Origin of the sequence: Acinetobacter sp. FDAARGOS_494, assembly GCF_003812225.1 — a bacterium.
GTDB classification, from domain to species: Bacteria; Pseudomonadota; Gammaproteobacteria; order Pseudomonadales; family Moraxellaceae; genus Acinetobacter; species Acinetobacter baumannii.
The window spans coordinates 1,432,016-1,452,219 of sequence record NZ_CP033866.1 but is presented as its reverse complement, the minus strand read 5'-3'; the positions used below and the strand labels follow the sequence as shown (position 1 = coordinate 1,452,219).

The following is a 20,204-nucleotide window of genomic DNA, read 5'->3' as shown; positions in this document are numbered from 1 at the left end:
TTTAGGTGTTGAGTGATCAGCCGCAGGGAGGTGTGACTGGTTATAAACAACAGACCCTATATATGATAACGATTTAAAATTGTTCAAGTGGTATAAAATGATTTAAAGCGACAAATTGTGACGGTTAAACGACAAACGACAAAATTTGTTTAATTAAGCAGGTTGTATTTTTAACATTCCTCCTTCTACATTTCTACTCTAAGCAAATTTTAACCAGCAACATAATTTTACTAGACGACTGGTCTAATAGTTGTTTATGATGAATGCATGAAACGATTAAATAAAAGCGAAACTACACGACAACACATTTTAGATACCAGTTTTGAACTGGTACTACATAAAGGTTTTGTCGGTGTTGGTTTGCAAGAAATTTTAAAGGCTTGTGACGTACCTAAAGGTTCGTTCTATCACTACTTTGCTTCAAAAGAGGCGTTTGGCTGTGCGTTGCTCGAGCAATACATGGCCAATTATAAAGTCCGTATGGAACAGCTTTGGCAGCACAGTGAGCAAAGTGCCCATGCCCGTTTAATGGCTTTATGGCAGGCGTGGATTGATGATCCGGTACATGGTAGCTGGGCTGAAAACTGCTTGATTGTGAAATTGGCAGCCGAAGTTTCGGACTTGTCAGAAGATATGCGCCAAATTCTCAATGACGGTGTGCACAAACTAACCCAACGTTTGGCTTTACTACTCAAAGAAGGGCAACAAGAAGGATCAATTCCAAAACATATTGAACCTTTGAAAACTGCGCAAGTCATGTATCAGTTATGGTTAGGTGCTGCTTTACTCACAAAATTGTCGCAAGACAAAGCACATCTACATCTAGCCTTAGAAACCACCCAACAACTCTTAAAACCGATAGAGGAATAAAGCATGCGAAGTATTATCCATCGTAATTTTGGCGAACCTGTAGACGTTTTAGAGCAGGCGGATATGCCAAAGCCTGAGCCAAAAGCAGGCGAAGTGCGTATTAAAACCATCATGTCTCCGATCCATAATCATGATGTATGGACAGTACGAGGAAGTTATGGCTATAAACCAACCTTACCTGCGATTGGTGGCAGTGAGGCAGTTGGTATTGTAGATGCGTTGGGTGAAGGTGTTGAACATGTACAGGTAGGGCAACGTATTGCCGTTGCGGCTGTGCATGGCAGTTGGGCTGAATACTTTATTGCGCCAGCGCAAGGGATTATTCCACTCAATAATGAAATTGATGATGAAACAGCAGCGCAGCTGATTGGTATGCCAATTAGTGCACTCATGCTACTCGACTTTGTAAATGTTCAACCAGGCCAATGGCTCATTCAAAACACGGCGAATGGTGCAGTCGGTAAAACGGTGGCAATGATTGCACAGGCACGTGGTTTGCCTGTGATTAATCTGGTTCGTCGTAGTGATGCAATTGCCGAGATGCAAGCATTAGGTATTCAGCATGTTGTTGCAACCGATCAACCTAACTGGAAAGAGCAAGTTAAACAGATTCACGGTGACCAACCTCTAATTGCCGGTGTGGACTCGATTGGTGGAAGTGCAAGTGGTGAAATGCTGAATTTACTCAGTGAAAATAGCCTGCTCGTTTCGTTCGGTAGTATGACTGGCGAAACCATGCAGATTTCATCGGGTGATCTAATTTTCAAACAAGCGACAGTAAAAGGTTTCTGGGCGAGTGTGGTTAATAAAGAAATGCCAGCAGCTCGTAAAAAGGAACTGATCGTTGAGCTGCTAACATTAGCGACTCAGAAAAAATTAATCCTTCCTGTAGAAGGTGTATTTAGTTTTGATGAGATTAAAACTGCGGCTAAAAGAGCAACGCAAGGCGCTCGTCAAGGCAAAGTATTATTAAAGCCGTAAAACACTAAAAGATCAGTCGAGAGACTGATCTTTTTTCATGTCTTTAAAATAAAAAGGAAAATTGTATGATCGGACAAATATTCATTGCGCTTATCGCAATATTACATGTCTATATTTTAGTGTTAGAGATGTTTTTGTGGGACAAACCTTATGGCATGAAAGCCTTTGGAAATAATGCAGAAAAAGCAAAACTCACCAAAGTCATGGCACAGAATCAAGGTCTTTATAATGGCTTTTTAGCGGCGGGTTTATTTTGGTCTTTATTGGCTGATGCACCATTTGCAACATCAATTGCCAACTTCTTTTTAGGCTGTGTACTGATTGCTGGTATTTATGGTGGTCTAACTGCCAGTAAAAAGATTATTTATATTCAGGCGGTTCCTGCATTGATTGCTTTAGCCGCTGTTAATTTTCTTTAAAAAGCGCAAAATACAGCGTTTTGAAATGGAAATGACCAGATAGGATAGGCGCATGTGGGCGTTATTTTTAAAGTGTATGTTGGGGGCTGGGGTTGTCCTCATTATTTCGATTTTATCGAAAAGTAAGGCATTTTATATTGCAGGTTTAGTCCCGCTTTTTCCTACCTTCGCTTTGATTGCTCATGTTATTGTTTTTCAGCAAAAAGGGGCGGAGGCATTACAAAAAACGGCTCTGTTTGGCTTATGGTCACTGATTCCTTATGCCATTTATTTAGCTGCTGTTTATGTGCTGGCAACGCGTATGTCGATGTGGTCTTGTCTAGGAGTCGCAACGCTATGCTGGGTGGTGGCTGCGGCAGGTTTGATTTACGGCTGGCAATTGTTTCAAAGTTAAATTAAAGACTGACCATTTAATGAACTAAATGGTCAGAACTCATCTTATTTTAGATCTGATCTAAACCTAACCATTGTCTTTGATGGTAGGCACTATCCCAAAATAACCATTCAAGTTTTGCACCCATGGTATAGGCTGCATGCATTTTCTCTAAAGTATCTGCATCACAACGTGCGGCAACCTTGTCTACTGTGGCAATCACATTACGAACAGCGGTATGGAATTCTTCACCTGCGTAGGTATCAATCCATGCCTGATAAGGATTGTTCGGGACAGACTTACTCACGATGTCTTTACCGACTTCGGCATAAATCCAGAAGCAAGGTAAAAGTGCAGCAAGTACAACAGGGTAGCTTTCAGACCAAGCAGTCGCTGTCAAAAATGAAGTGTAATGATGGCCTGCCAAGGTCAATGGGGTATTTTTAAATTCTTCTTTGGTGACACCAAAGTTTTTCATAAAGTCGTCATGCAAACTGCGCTCGACCACAATTGCGATTTTCGCTGCATCTGAAAACTGCATAATATCGTCAGCATCAAAAGCTTTAGCTGCTGCAACAGCCAACACACGGCCATAGGCCACTAAATATTGAGCATCTTGAATAACATAATGACAAAAAGCTTCTTTATCTAAAGTACCGTTAGCAAGTTCCTGATTAAAAGGCAGGTCGAGAATTTTTTGATATAAATTTAAATTACGTTGCCAGAGTTCTTGAGAAAAAAGCATAAAAACATTCCATTTAAAATAAGATAGCTAAACCCGATTTTAAATCAATTTTAAAATACAAAAATAATAATGATAGATATATCGCAAGAAAATATTTAATACGATTAATAAGTTAATGAAATATTATAAATTTCTTTATTAAACAGTGAGATAAAGTAAAGTGAATAACGGCACAAAACAACATCGTTTTGTGGTTAATTATCGATATAATAGCCGCGGTTTTAAGAAAGATTAAATTTAGTTCTTGGTATAGGTCTGATCCATGAAGCATTTCCGATTTTCGATATTTTTTACGGTGGTGTGTTTAGCACTATCCGCTTACTGGGGTTTTACCCATGGACCTGAAGCGGGCGTGTCAACCATGCTTAAAGCTTTAACCATTACCGCGATTTTAGCTGTGATGGAAGTTTCTTTATCTTTTGACAATGCGGTCGTGAATGCATCGGTTCTACGTAATTGGGACCCGTTCTGGAAAATGATCTTTTTAACGGTAGGTATTTTAATCGCCGTTTTTGGTATGCGTCTGATTTTCCCAGTCGTGATTGTTGCAGTGACTGCTGATATGGGTGTTGTCGAAGTAGCCAAAATGGCACTTAATGATCCGAAAACCTACTCTGAACGTTTAATGGCACATCACGCTGAAATTTCGGCTTTTGGTGGAACCTTCCTATTACTGGTTTTCTTAAACTTCTTCTTTGATGACGAAAAAGAAACGCATTGGTTTAGATGGCTTGAATCTAAACTTGCAAGCTTGGCAAGCGTACCGGCAATGTCTGTATTTCTTGCTTTGATTGCCTTAATTGTGATGGCAGGTTATGTCGATGACCATCAACGTTTAGCTGTAACTATGGCCGGTATTTGGGGCATTGTGGTTTATATTGGCGTTGAAGTGCTCAGTCATTTGTTAGGTGGTGAGCCTGAAATTGATGAAAATGGTAATGCTGTATTACAAGATGGATCAGGCGCCGCTTCTGGTGTTGTAAAAGCCGGTTTAGGTGGTTTCTTATATCTTGAAGTGTTAGATGCATCATTTAGTTTTGATGGTGTAATTGGTGCATTTGCCATTACTAGCGATGTTGTCGTGATTATGCTCGGTCTTGCAATTGGTGCTATTTTTGTCCGTTCAATGACAGTTTACCTTGTAGAAAAAGGCACACTAGATGCCTACGTGTTCTTAGAACATGGCGCGCATTATGCGATCGGTGCTTTAGCATTCATTATGATTGCAAGTGGTACTGGCGTACATGTACCTGAAGTTGTTACAGGTTTAATTGGTGTAGCGTTCATTGTTTGGGCGGTTATCGCTTCAATTCAATATTCGAAGCGCGAGCAACAGTCGCCTTAAGCTAATTTTCAGCAAACTTCGATAAACTAAAGAGGCTAAATGCCTCTTTATTTTTTTAAGCCCAAATCGTTATTTTAAATAAGGTGTCCCGTATTTTTAGAAACGAATCGGCTTATAATTTACTTAGTTTGATAACGTGTATTGATATGATGAATGCTTTGGAACGTCGCTCAACTTTTGCCTTAAGTAGTATTTTTGCGCTACGCATGTTGGGCTTGTTCATGATTATTCCTGTCTTTTCTGTAGTTGGGCAGTCATATCAATATGCGACTCCAGCACTCATTGGTTTGGCTGTAGGTATTTATGGTTTAAGTCAGGCCATTTTACAAATTCCATTTAGCTTACTTGCTGACCGTTTTAGCCGTAAACCGCTTGTGGTCTTTGGTCTGTTACTCTTTGCTATTGGTGGTGCAATTGCCGGATTATCTGACACCATTTATGGCGTGATTATTGGCCGTGCTATCGCTGGGGCGGGTGCAGTTTCGGCAGTAGTTATGGCACTTTTAGCCGATGTGACGCGTGAAGAGCAGCGTACTAAAGCCATGGCTGCCATGGGTATGAGTATTGGCTTATCTTTTGTAGTCGCTTTTAGTCTTGGGCCTTGGCTCACAAGCCTTGTAGGTATTTCTGGTTTGTTCTTTGTGACAACCATCATGGGTTTGATCGCGATTGCGATGTTATTGCTGGTGCCTAAAGTTACTCGTCACCATCGTAATTACCAGCAAGGCTACATGGCACAGCTTAAACAAGTCATTCAAATGGGTGATTTAAACCGTTTACACGTTTCGGTTTTTGCATTGCATTTATTGCTGACCGCCATGTTTATTTATGTGCCGTCACAGCTTATTGAGTTTGCGCATATTCCTTTGGCGAGCCACGGTTTGGTGTATTTGCCACTCTTGGTTATTAGTCTGTTTTTTGCATTTCCTAGCATTATCATTGCTGAAAAATATCGCAAAATGCGCGGCATTTTCTTAACAGCTATTACAGGTATTATTGCAGGTTTACTATTACTGATATTTGGTTATCAGTCCAAATATGTCTTGCTTGCCGGCTTAGGAATTTTCTTTATTGCCTTTAATGTCATGGAGGCTTTATTACCTTCTTGGCTGTCAAAATCCGCTCCAATCCAGTCGAAAGCCACTGCTATGGGGGTAAATGCCAGTAGCCAGTTCTTAGGTGCCTTTTTTGGTGGCACACTAGGTGGTCAATTATTGATGTTACATAATACTGCGATTGGATGGAGTGTCTTAGCAGGGATTGCTATAATATGGCTGCTAATTAGTTTTGGTTTAGCTCAGCCGCGGTATTTGTCATCTATTGTGCTGCCATTGCCGCAAGTGCAACAGGTGAATGAGTGGACCACACAACTATTGGCAATTCGTGGTATCGAAGAAGTTGTGGTGATGCCTGACCAGCAAGTTGCTTATATTAAAGTCGATAAACAGTCTCTTGATGACGCTTCGCGACGTGATTTAACGCAGTTGTTCGGTAAAGAGGTAGCCATTTAAGCATAACTCTTATAAAGTAAAACATAGAAATGTATAGGATGAAGACAGCTAATGCGTGGTGTAAATAAGGTTATTTTGGTTGGTACTTTGGGTCGTGATCCTGAAACAAAAACTTTTCCAAATGGGGGCTCGTTGACCCAGTTTTCTATCGCAACAAGTGAAGTTTGGACCGATAAAAATACAGGTGAACGTAAAGAACAAACAGAATGGCACCGTATTGTTTTGCATAACCGTTTAGGGGAAATTGCTCAGCAGTTTTTACGTAAAGGTTCTAAAGTTTATATCGAAGGTTCATTACGTACACGTCAGTGGACAGACCAAAATGGTCAAGAACGTTACACTACAGAAATCCGTGGCGACCAGATGCAAATGTTAGATGCTCGTCAACAAGGTGAACAAGGTTTTGCTGGCGGTAATGATTTTAACCAACCACGTTTTAACGCGCCTCAACAAGGTGGCGGCTATCAAAATAACAACCAAGGTAGTGGCTACGGCCAAAACAATGGTGGTTATGGTGGCCAAGGTGGTTTCGGTAATGGTGGCAATAGCCCGCAAGGTGGTGGTTTCGCTCCTAAAGCGCCACAACAACCAGCATCTGCACCAGCTGATTTAGACGACGATTTACCGTTCTAATCAAAGTTTCAAAAAAGGCGAGTTTATCTCGCCTTTTTTATTATTCAATTCCAAGTAAACGTACCAGTGCCGTGCCGGCAGCTGCCAGACAAATCACCAATAAAAGCGGGGCTTTTTTCCAAACTAAGAAAAGTGCCAAACCCACCCCAAATATACGTGCGAAACCTGCGAAATGGTGACCTTCAAAAAATGTAGTGGTCACAGCAATGGCGCAGAGCAAAACGGTTGCGCCGTGTGAGAGTAAAACTTGGTATTTTTCAGAAAATGAAAACTTGGCACCTAAGTGGAAACCAGCAAAACGGATACTGTACGTACCCAGTGCGAGTAGAGCTATTCCTACAATAATCAGTAACTGTTGACTCATTTTTTTCTACTCCATATCAAGCCAAAAAGTGAAATCAGGATTGGAAGTCCTGAGGCTAAAAAAGGTGTGGTTATCAACGCTAAAGTTGATCCGGCAAATGCAGCTTTTCGAGTCACCTTATTCTTTAAAGCAGAAAAAGTAAGAGCAATTAAAATCGCTGGGAAAATCGCATCTAAGCCAAATGTTTTAGGGTCTGGAATAGCACTCCCAATAAAATAACCTGCAGTGACACCGAGCGGCCAACTGAGCATGATGCCTATACCACATAGCCAGTAAGCAGCCTTTTTGGTTTCGAAATCAGACTGTGCCATACCAAACAAAACGCTTTCATCGTTCATGATATGAGACCCAAAATATTGAGAGAATTTGCCTCGAATCAGTTCGTTGACCGCTATGCCAAAAGGCAGATGTCTTAAATTGACGAGTAGTCCTGCAATTGCAGCCGCAATCGGGCTACCACCTACCGCCAAGAATCCAATAAAAATAAATTCAGCAGTTCCCGCGAGCACAAATATGGACAGGCAAAGTGGGATCCAAAGTGCTAAGCCATAACTTGCGGCGAGTGAACCTAAGGACATACCAACGACACTCGTTGCTAAGCACACAAAGAAAATCGAGCGAGTAGTATCTTTACTAAGTTTTCTAATAAGAGCGTATGTAGTCATGGCATGATATAGCGAACGTTTTTCCATTATAATGAATAAGTCTGATTGTTTTGTCAAAACGAACGATCGTTTTTTTTATAGAACGGATAGAATGAATGTCTCAGCCAATCGAAATTATTGCCAAAGGTTTAACGCGTGAACGCCAAAGAGCAGGGCTTTCATTGGCAGAGGTTGCGCGCCGTGCAGGTGTTGCCAAATCTACACTTTCTCAATTAGAGGCAGGGCAAGGTAATCCAAGTATTGAAACCTTATGGGCACTTTGTGTTGCACTCAATATTCCATTTGCACGTTTGATGGAAGAACCGAGCAATCAAGTGCAAGTCATTCGCTGTGGCGAGGGGCCAACGGTGAGTTCGGAGATTGCCAATTACAAAGCAATTTTGTTGGCGACCTGTCCACCCCATGCGCGCCGAGATGTTTATTTATTGATTGTTGAACCGGGCGAAGATCGACTTTCAGAACCACATCCAGTTGGTTCTGTAGAACATATTATTGTAGTGGAAGGGCGAGCTTTAGTGGGTTTAATTGATGAAGCGGTTGAGCTGGGTGTTGGAGACTATATTTGTTATCCAGCCGATCAAAAACATATATTTAGAGCTTTGGAAACAGGCACAAAGGCGTTATTAATTTCTGAGCAAAACTAAAGAAATTCAATCTGATTAAAATAAAAACAAAGAGCCATTTACCAGCATCTTCTATAAAAAGGGCCAATTTTGCGTATAAATTTTGCAATTGGCTCTCTCTTTTATTACAAAAATGGCTCTCGTTTCTTGAGTGCCGAAACGACAAATTAAAGCCATTGGAAGTATGCATACGGAAGCGCCGGATAAGCTCAGTGAATTTTCTGTTTTAGGAATTGGGCAGAACGGCTAAATTTTTAGGGGATATTTTTTGGCTTCGGAGGATTTCCGAGACTAGCCGATATCCTCCATATATTAAGGAAAATGATATGGCAGCTCATCAAAATGGTTCTGAAGCCAATCACTCCCAAAGTTTAAAACATGGACTTAAATCACGCCACTTAACCATGATCTCGATTGCAGGGGTTATTGGTGGCTCTCTCTTTGTTGGCTCAGGCAGTATTATCTACAACACCGGCCCTGTAGTTTTTCTAACTTATGCTTTAGGTGGTCTACTCGTTTGGTTCATCATGCGTATGTTAGGCGAGATGGCCGTTTTAAATCCTGACAGTGGCTCTTTTTCAACTTATGCAGACCGTGCGATTGGCCGTTGGGCAGGGTTTTCAATTGGTTGGTTGTACTGGTGTACGCTGGCGATGCTCATGGGCTGGGAAGCTTATGTAGCAGGAAAAATTTTAAATAACTGGTTCCCGTTTATTCCGATCTGGGTTTATATGACCGTCGTCATTGTCGCACTGGTTGTTGTCAATTTACAAAACGTCAAAAACTATGGTGAATTCGAGTTCTGGTTTGCGCTCATCAAAGTTATCGCGATTGTTGTTTTCCTTGTGATTGGTATTTTAGCCATCATGCATTTGTGGCCTTGGGGCAATCCAGCTGCATCTGGTATAAGTAACTTAACCTCTCAAGGCTTTATGCCAAATGGTGGTTCATCAGTGATTACCGCCTTGCTTGGGGTGATGTTCGCCTATATTGGCGCTGAAATTGTTACTGTAGCAGCGGCAGAGTCTGCAAATCCATCTAAAGAAATTCGTAAGGCATCAAACTCGGTGGTTTGGCGTATTATTTTATTCTACGTTGGTTCAATGTTCGTTGCGGTATGTCTTATTCCTCACAACAATGAACTTTTGAAAGATTCAACTTGGGGAACCTATAGCGTGACTTTGTCTGCACTTGGTATTCCGGGCGCGCGCCATATCGTAAATTTTGTAGTTCTAACATCGGTATGTAGTTGCTTTAATTCAGCGCTTTACACGTGTTCACGGATGCTATTCTCGTTGTCTAAACGTGGTGATGCACCAAAAAGTTTTGGTTCTGTAAACAGTAAAAGCAGTCCTTGGGTGGGGGTGATTGTGTCATGCTTCTTCTCTGTAATTGCGGTAATTTTAACTGCAACAGAGAGTATGAATGTTTATGACTTCTTCATGCTAACAACAGGTGCAGCAACACTATATGTGTACCTGACCATTGCTTATTCTCAGCTTCGTATGCGTAAAAAATTAGAAGCTGAAGGCGTGAAGATTGACTTTAAAATGTGGATGTTCCCTTACCTAACCTATGTGGTGATCTTTGCAATTATTGGTGCAATTCTTACCATGTTGATTGAAGGTACTTATTTTAAAGAAGTGATTTACACTACAGCATTGTTCGGCATTATTGTGTTCTTCGGGTTATTGTCTGAAAAGCTAGGTTGGGGTAAAGAGCGTAGGGCGACTCATTTAACTCATAGCCATGAAGAAAAGTTAGTTTAAATTTTTAAACCAAAAGAGCCTCACAATGAGGCTCTTTTTTATTTTGCTCAGATAAAAAGATCAATTCAGTGTGGGTACACCTGCTTCACGTAAGCACTGGAGCAAGACACCAAAAGCCATCACCATGTCTTTTTCATTTACACAGGCAAAGCCCATCAGCAGTCCGCGCTCTGCATGTGCATGCGACTGCATGTAGTACTGAGACAGTGGACGAACTTTAACACCACGTTCAAGTGCAGTCGCCGCAATTGCGACATCATCGCAAGAGTTCGGTAGTTTTAAAACTAGATGTAACCCTGCCGCTTCGTCATATTCATGAATAAATTCGGGGCCAAGATAGCGTTGAATTAAGCTCACTAAGTAATCACGGCGTTTACCATAGAGCAGACGCATACGGCGAATATGAGCTTCATAATGGCCTTCACGAATAAATTCAGCAAGGGCTTTTTGCTCAAGCAAGTGCCCACCACGATAAAGCTCGGCCGCAACAATACGTAGCGGTGAAAATAACGGCTTAGGGACGACCAAATAGCCAATTCTTAAGGATGGATAAATAGTTTTACTAAACGTGCCCATATATAAAACAGGTGCGTTATTTTCTAAGCCTTGCAAAGATGGATAAGGCTGGCCCGAGAAACGGAACTCACTGTCATAGTCATCTTCTACAATCCAGCTATTGTGCTGACGTGCAATCTGAATCAATTGTCTGCGACGATCAAGGCTTAAATGTGAGCCAAGCGGATATTGATGTGATGGTGTGACAAAAATGAGTTTAGGCGGTACTGCCGGATTTTCTTCGGGAATAATGCCTTCAGCATCGACAGGCATGGGCTGAATATCGAGGCCATTAATCCGTAACGTATTACGCATTCCCCAATAAGCGGGATCTTCAATCCAGACTTTATCTCCCATATCACTCAGTGCACGTGAGACTAAATCAATGGCTTGATGAATGCCTTCGGTAATAATAATCTGGTCCGCATCGCACTGGACTGAACGCGCAACACGTAAGTAATCTGCCAACGCACTTCGAAGCTCTATGCATCCACCTGCGTTGCTATAAATCAGGCGGTTAATGTCCGGTTCGCGGCTTAAGCGTGCTTGAATACGACTAAAAATATGATGTGGAAACTCTGTAACATCGGGTGCTCCCGGAACAAAGGCTCCCCATTGATGTGGCGAGGCTGCGGCATAGCCTAATAAGTTTGAGCCACGCTGTGAGAGGGCGTAAGAACTTTGAACATTTGGGCTAGAAACTACTTTTTTCTTGTTTTGTGTATTTAAAAAACTCTCTGGTAACTTTTCGGCAACCCATGTGCCGTGTCCCGTACGGGCTTCTAAGTAGCCTTCAGCTTGTAGCTGCTCATAGGCAGTGAGCACTGTATTTCTTGAAACATGAATTTCACTGGCTAAATCGCGTGACGCAGGTAGACGAGTCTTGGGCTGGATGACTCCATCAATAATGGCACCACGCAGGCAACGGAAAAGGCGTTGATGTAGTTTCCCCTCAGTGTCCTGTTGGAGTCGTTGCAGCAAATGATCTCCAAGTAAACTACGCAATTGGCTCTCTCCTACAGTTAAAAAGTGGCTCTCGTCAGTTGGCATCAGACGAGCGAAATTACATGCATAGGCAGTCGTTGTAAAGCACCCTGAAAATTAAGCACAGGATGCAAGAAACCAAAGCTGCAACTGATGATGAAAATATGAGGGAATCAAATGGATAATCAACATTCTGCACTTAACGCACGTAAACAGCAAGCAACTCCACGTGGTGTAGGCGTGATGTGTCAGTGGTATGCGGAAAAAGCTGAAAATGCCACGCTTTGGGACAAGGAAGGCAACCAATTTATCGACTTTGCTGGTGGTATCGCGGTTTTAAACACAGGCCATCGCCATCCTAAAGTGATTGCAGCGGTGACTGAACAACTTACTAAATTTACGCATACTGCCTATCAAGTAACACCATATGAAAGCTATGTCGCTTTAGCTGAGCGTATTAATGAACGCGCGCCAATTGCTGGTCCTGCAAAGTCTGCTTTTTTCACAACAGGTGCAGAAGCAGTTGAAAATGCGGTGAAGATTGCTCGTTCTTACACAGGTCGTCACGGCATTATCACTTTTGGTAACGGTTTCCACGGTCGTTCATTTATGACCATGGCAATGACAGGTAAAACTGCACCTTACAAACGTGATTTCGGCGTAATGCCAGCGGGTGTGTTCCACGCACGTTACCCAGTACCTGCAAAAGGTATTTCAGTAGATGCGGCAATTGAAAGCGTTGAAGATATTTTCAGTGAAGATATTGCACCACATGACGTTGCAGCAATTGTGCTAGAGCCAGTACAAGGCGAAGGCGGTTTCAATGTGGTGCCAGCCGAGTTCTTAAAACGTTTACGCGCAATTTGTGATAAGCACGGTATTTTACTTGTCGCTGATGAAGTGCAATCAGGTTTTGCTCGTACTGGTAAGTTATTTGCGATGAACCATTATGAAACTAAAGCAGACCTCATCACGATGGCGAAAAGCTTGGGCGGCGGTTTCCCTATTTCGGGTGTTGTGGGCCGTGCAGAAGTGATGGATGCACCAAACCCGGGTGGTCTAGGCGGTACTTATGCAGGTAGCCCGATTGCAGTTGCAGCTGCGCATGCCGTGATTGACGCGATTGAAGAAGAAAACCTATGCGACCGTGCCAATGAATTAGGCGCTGAATTAGTTGCTACGCTTAAAGATATTCAGCAAACAACTAGCGATGTCGTAACTGATATTCGTGCATTGGGTTCAATGGTTGCAGTAGAACTTGAGACTGCTGAACAAGCAAAAGTTGTACAAAACTATGCAATGGAAAACGGGTTGTTACTTCTTACTTGTGGTAAATACGGTAATGTAATTCGTTTCTTATATCCATTAACCATTCCTGCTGAGCAATTCCGTCAAGGTCTTGATATCTTGAAACAAGGTTTTGCGACACTAAAAGCAGGTAGTGCAAAAGCAATGGAGCAATCTGCATGATTCAAAATAATTTGCAGTATTTATTAAAACATCCTGATATTTCATTAGAAGCACCTGCATCAAATGACTATATCGAGGTTAATGATGCTGCTACGGGTGAAACTTTGGCATGGGTAAAAACCTATGACCGTGCAGGAGTTGAAGCCGCAATTAACCGTTCAGCAAAAGCGCAGGCTGCTTGGAAAAAGCAAACTGCCTTGGCGCGTGCTGATGTGCTATTGGCATGGTACAACCTCATGCTTGAGCACAAAGAAAATCTGGCTCAAATCTTAACAGCTGAGCAAGGTAAACCATTGGCAGAAGCACGTGGTGAAATTGGTTATGCAGCATCATTCATTCGCTGGTTTGCCGAGCAAGCGCGTCGTATTGATGGTGAAGTCTTAACACCTACCTTGCCAAACCAACGTCTGCTCGTGATTAAACAAGCGATTGGTGTTACAGCTGCAATTACGCCGTGGAACTTCCCGGCTGCCATGATTACGCGTAAAGCAGGTCCAGCCATTGCTGCGGGTTGTTCAATGTTGGTTAAACCGGCAGAGCAAACACCGTTAACCGCCTATGCGCTTGAAGTTTTGGCGTTACAGGCAGGCTTACCAGCAGATGTTTTAATTAACATTAGTGGTGATGCAGTTGAAGTAGGTAAAACCCTGTGCGAAAGCGATATTGTTCGTAAGTTAAGCTTTACTGGTTCAACGCAAGTTGGCCGTATCTTGATGCAACAATGTGCGCCAACCATTAAAAAGCTTTCGCTTGAACTGGGTGGTAACGCACCGGTACTGGTATTTGATGATGCCAACCTTGAACAAGCAGTTCAGGGCATCATGGCAAGTAAATATCGTAACAGCGGTCAAACCTGTGTCTGCGCTAACCGTATTTATGTTCAAGATGGCATTTACGATGCATTGGCAGAGCGTTTGGTTGAAGCTGTGTCTAAGCTTAAAGTTGGCGATGGCCGTCAAGAAGGTTCAACACAAGGACCTTTAATTGATGAAGATGCAGTTGCAAAAGTTCAGTCTCATATTGCAGATGCAACTGAGAAAGGTGCAACAGTTCGTATTGGTGGTCAGCGTTCAGCACTTGGCGGTACATTCTTTGAACCGACTGTGTTAACAGGTGTAACGCAAGACATGAAAGTATCTAAAGAAGAAACTTTTGGTCCACTTGCCCCATTGTTCCGCTTTAAAACTGAAGATGAAGCAGTGGCAATGGCGAACGATACCGAGTTCGGTTTAGCTGCTTATTTGTTTACTCAAAGCACAGCTCGTCAATGGCGAGTGGGTGAGGCACTTGAGTACGGTATGGTCGGCATTAACACGGGCGCGATTTCAAACGAAGTTGCTCCGTTTGGTGGCGTAAAACAGTCAGGTCTAGGTCGTGAAGGTTCAAAATTCGGCATCGAAGAATATGTCGAAATGAAATATCTCTGCGTAGACTTATCTGAGTAAGGGATAAAGCGAGTTCGCTTTGTTCTGAACGAAAACATGCAGTTATACTGCATGTGATGTTTCACAAAAAAACCGGTCATGCCCATTCATGATCGGTTTTTTATTTAAGTCGGCAAATATCCTTCATGGCTTTCGGGTAAACGACGAAGCTCATCAATGAGGGTTTCAATGAGTTTTTCGACCACAAGGCGTTGGCCTTTTCGGGACACATAAACCAGTTGTAGCATGCCAATATTCGACTTCCAGTCAGGAAGTATATGGACCAGTGTTCCTTTACGAATTTCCGATTCAACGGTTAAAAAAGGAAGATCTGCAATACCTAAACCATCCATTACAGCATAGTAAACGCCAGCCAAGTCATTACTTTTAATTCGTGGTTGATAAGGCACATCAACCGATTCACCATTACGTATATTGCATAAATGCCAAATATAATTTTGCTTTTGTGTGCCTAAGCTAATACTTGGAAAGTCCTGTAATTCGGAATAATGCTTAATGGTGCGACCTTGCAGTAATTCAGGCGAAGCCACCAGACAATGATCGGTTTTAATCACATCACGAACAATCAAATTTGAATCTTCATTCGGTTCAAAATTGGTTCGAATCGCAAGGTCGATGTCATCATGCAAGATATCTACTCGACGGCTCGTTAGCTCAAGAGATATTTCAACTTTAGGGTAGGTTTTTAAAAACTGATTTAAAATTTTTCTAATTTGAAAATGCATCATTAAAGGCGGGCAGCTTACTTTTACCAAACCTTGAGGCTCACTTTTTTGCTTTAATAACACGTTCTCTGCACATTCAACTTGAGCAATGACTTTGCAGCATTCCTCGTAAAACTCTTGACCTAAATCGGTCACTTTAAAATGGCGGGTTGTTCTTTGAATCAGGCTGACATTAAATTTATTTTCAAGGTCAATAATGCGTCGGCTGAGCTTGGATTTACTAATATTTTCGGCCTCACTGGCAGCACTAAAGCCGCCGTGTTTCACGACCAAATAGAAATAATAAAAATCATCAAAAGAGCTTATCAATGTCCGTTCAACCCATTTAAATGTAAGATTAGAATGCTTAAGCATTCTAATCTTGGCAGTAGAACTTATTTTTGGCTAGTGTTGTGATTGTAACTTGAAATCAGGTTACGGTAGTCAGGGATATGATTTGAGAACAATGTACCCAAACCTTCAATATCATTACGCCAGTCACGGTGTAATTCACACGCCATACCGAACCAAGTCATCAGCTGAGCACCTGCTTTAGACATCCGGTCCCAAGCTGCATCACGTGTTAATTCGTTGAAAGTACCAGAAGCATCAGTAATCACGAATACTTCAAAGCCTTCTGCCAAAGCAGATAGTGCAGGGAAAGCCACACACACTTCAGTTACAACACCTGCAATAATTAGTTGTTTTTTACCAGTTGCTTTAACCGCTTTTACGAAATCTTCATTGTCCCACGCATTGATTTGGCCTGGACGTGGAATAAAAGGTGCATCTGGGTGAATTTCTTTTAACTCAGGAACTAAAGGACCGTTTGGACCAGTTTCAAAACTGGTTGTTAAAATTGTTGGAAGATTGAAGTATTTTGCTGCATTTGCAACAGCAAGTACGTTGTTTTTAAATTTATCCGGATCGATATCTCGAACTAAAGAAAGTAAACCTGCTTGATGGTCAACTAAAAGAACCGCAGCATTATCCTTGTCTAAGCGTACATAATCTTGAGCCATTTTTTATGTCCTCATGTTATCAAATTGAATAATCAAAAATTATTGAGTAGGTCATCAGTGCCTAAAATCATGCTAGATGAGTTTGTTGTCGTAATTAAGTCTAAAAAATAGGATTAAGAATTTTAAAAATAGGACGATCTCTTAAACAAAACATCAAAATTTATGATTGTCTCATAAATGCAATAATGTGTTGCTAATCCTGATCTATAAACTGCAATTATTGAGGCGTAAAATCAATCTCAGTTCAAGAAAATCCTACATATATAGGAGAGATCAGATGAAGAAATTTCTTGGTGCATATCAAAATAACCACATGCATTGGGTTGGTGATGGTTTCCCTGTATATAACCTGTTCTCTTATGACCGTTTAGGCCAAACCCTAAGCCCATTTTTGTTACTGGATTATGCAGCGCCTTATAACTTCTCACCAACCACTGAACAACAAGGTGTAGGTTCACATCCTCACCGTGGCTTCGAAACAGTTACTATTGCCTATCAAGGTGAAGTGACTCATAAAGACTCAAGTGGTGGTGGCGGAACCATTAAAACCGGTGACGTGCAATGGATGACTGCGGGTGCAGGGGTGTTACATGAAGAGTTCCATTCTCCTGAATTTGCAGAGCATGGCGGTCTTTTTGAAATGGTGCAATTGTGGGTAAATTTACCTTCGCATTCAAAAATGACCCCTGGAAAATATCAAGCCATTGAAGCTAAAGATATTCCGGACATTGCACTAGACGAGCACGGTAGTCATTTGCGTGTGATCGCAGGTGAATATGCAGATGCAAAAGGTGCAGCAACTACATTTAGTCCATTAAATGTATGGGACGGTAAATTGGTAAAAGGCCAAAAACATACCCTGTATGTACCTGAAGGGCATACTACCCTTGTTGTTGTGCTAGAGGGCGCGGTTGTGGTCAATGATACAAACCGTCTTGAAGGCAAAACCGTTGCGATTTTATCTCGTGAGGGCGTTGAGTTTAGCTTAAATGCTGAAGAAGACACTAAATTCTTGGTGTTGACTGGCCAACCACTAAATGAGCCAATCGAAGGTTATGGTCCATTTGTCATGAATACCAAAGCCGAGATTATGGAAGCGATTAACGATTTTAATCGTGGAAAATTCGGTTCAATCATGCAAGAAGGATAAATTGCTAAGCTGTACTTAATGATCTTTAAAAGCAAAGTAATAAAAAGCCCGCTATCAAGTGTGAATAGCGGGCTTTTTCGCTGTAAAGTTTCTGTTTTTATGATGGATATCATTATTGTGTCGGCATTGTTTTGTGTGATTTAGTTCTCATTATTATGCCACCATGATACCGCAAAAAATGATACTTGTAAAACGAATGATATAAATACAGTTAAATTATCTTATTTTATTTAAAAGAATTTTTTTAAATTTTTAAAAAATATAGATTTTTATACAGTCATCCTCTTTTGTAAAATTTTATGAAAAACTTTTGGGCTTACCTTTTAAAATTTTTCTATATAAATTGATGCAAAAAATAAAAATCTGGTAGTTTTTAATACGGTGTTTTTTTAGGGTATGAGTGATAATCAAAAAAATTCTCGAAAAATGGGACATCATTTTGGATATCGCAATTATTGGCAGTGGAATGGCAGGACTTGCAGCAGCAAGAATTCTGAAAGATGCAGGACATACAATCACGATATTTGAAGCACTTCCTGGCCGGGGAATGGACAGTCATAGCATTGAGTTCGATGGTGGGATTATTGATGCACCATTGCGTGTTATGAACCCGCATCTATGGAAAAATACACTCAGCCTTGCTGCACATTTAGGCATTAAAACTTTTCCGGTTCGTACCTATATGTCTTGTAGCTGGTTATTTGAAGATCGTACTGAAACATGGTTAACCACATCTCGTAGCCGTATTGGTAATTTCCCAATTATCAATAACCGTAAAGGTATCCAGCAATATGGCTGGCGTCTGGTAAAAGGGATGCTGCAATTAAAAACTGCGATTCACCAGTTCTTTAAATCTAAAAATCAAGATATTACTCTCGCTGAATTTATTAATCAGAACGATATTGAAGAAGTATTCTGGCATGGTGTAGTTATGCCGGTGCTTTATACGATTTGTACATGTAACCCAAAAACAATTGGTGATTGGCCTGCGAAAAACCTTCTTGAGTTTTTGCGTCATTTAACTGATGGTGACATGTTGTTGCGTATGAAAGGCGGTACACCTGCATTTGTAGACAGCTTAATTAAAGGCATTGATATCCATAGCGGTTCGGCAATTAAAAAAGTTGAGCTACAAGGTGAAAAAGTACTGGTCGAAAATGAAAAAGGTGACCAAGGTACATTTGACCGCGTTATTGTGGCGACGCCAACATCTAAACTTGAAGAGTTCTTAAACCCTGAACAGTTTGCAGAAGATATGAATCTGCTTAAACAGTTCCGCTTTGAACAAGGCGACTTGGTTATTCATACAGATGCAACAGTAATGCCACCACGCCGTAAAGACTGGTCAGTGCTGAGCTATATGATGGACCGTAAGTTTACTCGTCAGCAGTTTACAGTTTGGATGAATGCCGTTGAGCCATCACTAGTAGGTAAAAATCCTGTATTCCAAACTTGGCGTCCAGTAGTTGATATTGACCCTAAAAAAGTCATTTCAAAAGTGACCTTAACGCGTGCAGTTGTAGACTCGCAAACTATTGCTTTAAACAAAGAGCTACAACAACGTCACTTAGAACCAAACCGTAAAGTATTCTACTGTGGTTCATGGTCATGTGATGGTTTGCCAATTTTAGAGTCAGCAGTGACTTCTGCGATGCATATTGCTGAAATTTTGGGTGCACCTTTACCATTCGTGGGATTAAAGCCTAAGGTCGAAGTTGCCCCTGAACTCGGTTACTAAAATTGTGAAAGCAAAAGTTCGAGCAGCTCTTTCTCGACTTATCCCTCATAAATATGCAATTGATGCATCAAGTTTGGGGGATAGTGAAGAGCTTGCTTGGACAAACTTGGGTTTTTGGAAAAATACCCAAACCTACCGTGAAGCTTGTCGCCAATTGGCTGATCATTTGGCACAAGCTGTCAATTTAAATTCAAAAGATCATCTCTTAGATTTAGGTTGTGGGCAGGGTGCAAGTTTATTGCACTGGTTACAGCACTATCACCCCAAAAGCCTTAGGGCTGTTGAATTACAAGCCTCATGTGTTAATAAAATTCAAAAATTTATTCCTGAAATAAGTCAGATTTTCTGTGGTTCATTTTTAAATTTAAAACAATTTGAATTTAAACAACGCTTCGATGTGGTGCTCTGTATCGATGCGGCTTATCACAGTCATTTAAATTCATTTTTGGATTCGGTTACGCCAGTTTTAAATTCAAAAGGACGATTAGGTTTTCATTACTTGATGCGTGCCGACTCATGTCACAACATGACCATGCTACAAGAACAAAAGCATCGTTACTTACTTAAAGCCGCCGATGTAAATTGGGATGCCTTACTCACTGAAGAGATACTGAGAACTACCTTGGAACAACAAGGTTTTACAGATATTAAAATCGAAGATTTATCAGAACAGGTATTATTAGGTTTTTCACAGTATATTCAAAATCAACAAGCACAAAGCCATAACCGAGGGTTGGCAAATTTTAAAATCCAAATGACTGCAAAGTTATGCCAACAACTCTATCAAAATGGGTATGTACGTTATATTCAAATAACAGCAATAAAAAAATAGGGTGAG

The 20,204-nt window shown here is 41.3% G+C and carries 20 protein-coding genes; 14 read left to right on the top strand and 6 right to left on the bottom strand.

Annotated elements, in window-relative coordinates; genetic code table 11:
- Positions 1-267: 267 nt before the first annotated feature.
- The 4 genes from EG365_RS07105 (at position 268) to EG365_RS07090 (ending at position 2,664) form a co-directional block, all read left to right on the top strand.
- Positions 268-870: a TetR/AcrR family transcriptional regulator gene (locus EG365_RS07105; RefSeq protein ID WP_000826320.1), complete on the top strand. Its 603-nt coding sequence runs from the start codon at positions 268-270 to the stop codon at positions 868-870.
- Between the two features lie 3 nt (positions 871-873).
- Positions 874-1,851, top strand: a complete 978-nt coding sequence (locus EG365_RS07100) for a zinc-binding dehydrogenase (RefSeq protein ID WP_001256575.1) — start codon at positions 874-876, stop codon at positions 1,849-1,851.
- A 65-nt stretch (positions 1,852-1,916) separates the two neighbouring features.
- Positions 1,917-2,270, top strand: coding sequence for a DUF1304 domain-containing protein (locus tag EG365_RS07095; RefSeq protein WP_000580161.1), 354 nt, complete (start codon positions 1,917-1,919; stop codon positions 2,268-2,270).
- Between the two features lie 52 nt (positions 2,271-2,322).
- Positions 2,323-2,664: a GlpM family protein gene (locus tag EG365_RS07090; RefSeq protein WP_000263326.1), complete on the top strand. Its 342-nt coding sequence runs from the start codon at positions 2,323-2,325 to the stop codon at positions 2,662-2,664.
- Between the two features lie 49 nt (positions 2,665-2,713).
- On the opposite strand, the gene tenA is transcribed toward EG365_RS07090, so the two are convergent.
- Positions 2,714-3,388: a thiaminase II gene (tenA, locus tag EG365_RS07085; protein ID WP_000899418.1), complete on the bottom strand. Its 675-nt coding sequence runs from the start codon at positions 3,386-3,388 to the stop codon at positions 2,714-2,716.
- Positions 3,389-3,650: 262 nt separating this feature from the next.
- Between tenA and EG365_RS07080 the strand changes: the two genes are divergently transcribed.
- The 3 genes from EG365_RS07080 (at position 3,651) to ssb (ending at position 6,877) form a co-directional block, all read left to right on the top strand.
- A complete protein-coding gene (locus tag EG365_RS07080) occupies positions 3,651-4,733 on the top strand; it encodes a DUF475 domain-containing protein (RefSeq protein WP_000680213.1) in 1,083 nt (360 codons plus the stop codon).
- A gap of 146 nt (positions 4,734-4,879) precedes the next feature.
- The gene (locus EG365_RS07075) at positions 4,880-6,244 is read left to right on the top strand and encodes an MFS transporter (RefSeq protein ID WP_000980460.1); all 1,365 of its coding nucleotides are present in this window, start codon (positions 4,880-4,882) and stop codon (positions 6,242-6,244) included.
- 51 nt (positions 6,245-6,295) lie between these two features.
- Entirely contained in the window at positions 6,296-6,877 is a 582-nt protein-coding gene (gene ssb, locus EG365_RS07070; protein WP_001215083.1) for a single-stranded DNA-binding protein, read from the top strand.
- Positions 6,878-6,917: 40 nt separating this feature from the next.
- On the opposite strand, the gene EG365_RS07065 is transcribed toward ssb, so the two are convergent.
- Positions 6,918-7,241: an AzlD domain-containing protein gene (locus EG365_RS07065; RefSeq protein ID WP_000082711.1), complete on the bottom strand. Its 324-nt coding sequence runs from the start codon at positions 7,239-7,241 to the stop codon at positions 6,918-6,920.
- Complete coding sequence (locus tag EG365_RS07060; RefSeq protein ID WP_000415575.1) at positions 7,238-7,933, bottom strand: AzlC family ABC transporter permease; 696 nt, start codon at positions 7,931-7,933, stop codon at positions 7,238-7,240. The genes EG365_RS07065 and EG365_RS07060 overlap by 4 nt, the downstream gene beginning before the upstream one ends.
- Positions 7,934-8,001: 68 nt before the next feature.
- On the opposite strand from EG365_RS07060, the gene EG365_RS07055 reads away from it, so the two are divergent.
- Positions 8,002-8,550 carry a helix-turn-helix domain-containing protein gene (locus EG365_RS07055; protein ID WP_000081861.1) on the top strand — a complete coding sequence of 183 codons (549 nt, stop codon included), beginning with the start codon at positions 8,002-8,004 and terminating at the stop codon, positions 8,548-8,550.
- 305 nt (positions 8,551-8,855) lie between these two features.
- Positions 8,856-10,298 carry an amino acid permease gene (locus tag EG365_RS07050; RefSeq protein WP_000718861.1) on the top strand — a complete coding sequence of 481 codons (1,443 nt, stop codon included), beginning with the start codon at positions 8,856-8,858 and terminating at the stop codon, positions 10,296-10,298.
- A gap of 60 nt (positions 10,299-10,358) precedes the next feature.
- Here the strand turns inward: EG365_RS07050 and EG365_RS07045 are convergent, their stop codons facing one another.
- Complete coding sequence (locus EG365_RS07045) at positions 10,359-11,858, bottom strand: PLP-dependent aminotransferase family protein (RefSeq protein ID WP_001257169.1); 1,500 nt, start codon at positions 11,856-11,858, stop codon at positions 10,359-10,361.
- A 156-nt stretch (positions 11,859-12,014) separates the two neighbouring features.
- Between EG365_RS07045 and gabT the strand changes: the two genes are divergently transcribed.
- Together gabT and EG365_RS07035 are read left to right on the top strand one after the other, a co-directional pair.
- Positions 12,015-13,307: a 4-aminobutyrate--2-oxoglutarate transaminase gene (gabT, locus tag EG365_RS07040; protein WP_000369967.1), complete on the top strand. Its 1,293-nt coding sequence runs from the start codon at positions 12,015-12,017 to the stop codon at positions 13,305-13,307.
- Complete coding sequence (locus tag EG365_RS07035) at positions 13,304-14,752, top strand: NAD-dependent succinate-semialdehyde dehydrogenase (RefSeq protein ID WP_000615682.1); 1,449 nt, start codon at positions 13,304-13,306, stop codon at positions 14,750-14,752. Before gabT ends, EG365_RS07035 begins: the two co-directional genes overlap by 4 nt.
- A gap of 104 nt (positions 14,753-14,856) precedes the next feature.
- Here EG365_RS07035 and EG365_RS07030 read toward each other — a convergent pair whose 3' ends face one another.
- Both EG365_RS07030 and ycaC read right to left on the bottom strand, forming a co-directional pair.
- The gene (locus EG365_RS07030; RefSeq protein WP_000912185.1) at positions 14,857-15,831 is read right to left on the bottom strand and encodes a LysR substrate-binding domain-containing protein; all 975 of its coding nucleotides are present in this window, start codon (positions 15,829-15,831) and stop codon (positions 14,857-14,859) included.
- Positions 15,832-15,851: 20 nt separating this feature from the next.
- The gene (gene ycaC, locus EG365_RS07025) at positions 15,852-16,478 is read right to left on the bottom strand and encodes an isochorismate family cysteine hydrolase YcaC (protein ID WP_000046156.1); all 627 of its coding nucleotides are present in this window, start codon (positions 16,476-16,478) and stop codon (positions 15,852-15,854) included.
- 277 nt (positions 16,479-16,755) lie between these two features.
- Here ycaC and EG365_RS07020 point away from each other — a divergent pair, with 277 nt between their 5' ends.
- The 3 genes from EG365_RS07020 (at position 16,756) to EG365_RS07010 (ending at position 20,198) form a co-directional block, all read left to right on the top strand.
- Positions 16,756-17,628: a pirin family protein gene (locus EG365_RS07020; protein WP_000713965.1), complete on the top strand. Its 873-nt coding sequence runs from the start codon at positions 16,756-16,758 to the stop codon at positions 17,626-17,628.
- A 439-nt stretch (positions 17,629-18,067) separates the two neighbouring features.
- Positions 18,068-19,366, top strand: coding sequence for an NAD(P)/FAD-dependent oxidoreductase (locus EG365_RS07015; protein ID WP_000350212.1), 1,299 nt, complete (start codon positions 18,068-18,070; stop codon positions 19,364-19,366).
- A 4-nt stretch (positions 19,367-19,370) separates the two neighbouring features.
- Positions 19,371-20,198, top strand: coding sequence for an SAM-dependent methyltransferase (locus tag EG365_RS07010; protein ID WP_000645077.1), 828 nt, complete (start codon positions 19,371-19,373; stop codon positions 20,196-20,198).
- Positions 20,199-20,204 lie beyond the last annotated feature (6 nt).